The sequence below is a fragment of the Pedobacter sp. HMWF019 genome (assembly GCF_003061025.1).
Taxonomy (GTDB): domain Bacteria; phylum Bacteroidota; class Bacteroidia; order Sphingobacteriales; family Sphingobacteriaceae; genus Pedobacter.
On sequence record NZ_QAIL01000624.1, the window covers coordinates 520 to 1,566 of the forward strand.

The following is a 1,047-nucleotide window of genomic DNA, read 5'->3' on the forward strand; positions in this document are numbered from 1 at the left end:
GAGAAAGTATAGAAAAGCAACCTCTTTATGCAGCAATACTAAATGCAGGAATAACCTATTTCGGATCCCACAGTGAAATGCAGCCATCTGAATTTCAACGACTTTTACAAACTAATGTCACCAGTATTGTGCGGATTACAAGTCAATTTGTGAACCATTTCGAAACTACTCAAAAAGAAGGCGGCTTGATGGTTGTATCCAGCATGGCCGCTCTATTTCCAGTTCCTTATCAGGCAATTTATTCCGGTACAAAGGCTTTTATCATGAATTTTTTCAATGCATTGTCTTTTGAATTAAAAAACACAAAATTTTCTTTAACGGTATATGCACCTGGCGGTATAGCGACAGAAATGACGCAGGGAGAGAAATTTAATGATCTAAAAGACTGGCTAATGCCTGTAGAACAAGCCGCAAAAGAAGGCATATACGCCTTAACCACAAGGAAATATAATTATATTCCTGGATTTATAAATCGTGTGGGAAGTAAGCTCATGAAATTTCTGCCCAAAAAATTTATTGTTGGACAAATGGCTAAAACCTACCGAAAATCTTTAAAACAATCTGGACATTAATTCACTAATTTTGCAGCATGAATAAGGAAATTGCCGTTATTTTTGATATGGATGGTGTGATATGCCACACCAACCCCTACCATTCCCTTGCCTTCCGGGAGTTTTTTTCTAAATGGAATCTTTCGCCCACCGAAGAAGAATTTGCAGAACATATGTTTGGAAAAAGCAACAGTTATATTTTAAGCCATTTCTTCAATAGACCAGTAGCCGGAGAAGAGCTCACTTTACTTGAGAATGAAAAAGAAGCGCTTTTTCGCAAGATATATGAACCGCATATAGAACCCGTCACTGGCCTTATTGATTTTATAAATGATCTTAAAGATCACCATGTAAAACTGGCTGTAGCTACTTCTGCTCCTTTTGCGAATCTGGATTTAATCCTAAAGGAACTCCCTCTAAGAGATAAGATGAGTTCTATATTGGCTAGTGAGGATGTAAAAAAACACAAACCAAATCCTGAAGTATACCTTAAATC

General features: G+C 37.1%; 2 protein-coding genes. Both read left to right on the forward strand.

Going from position 1 to position 1,047, the window contains the following annotated elements; genetic code table 11:
- The coding region (locus DBR11_RS29330) for an SDR family oxidoreductase (RefSeq protein ID WP_199234014.1) at window positions 1-572 on the forward strand (572 nt) is incomplete at its 5' end.
- Window positions 573-589: 17 nt separating this feature from the next.
- The coding region (locus DBR11_RS29335; protein WP_108556060.1) for an HAD family phosphatase at window positions 590-1,047 on the forward strand (458 nt) is incomplete at its 3' end.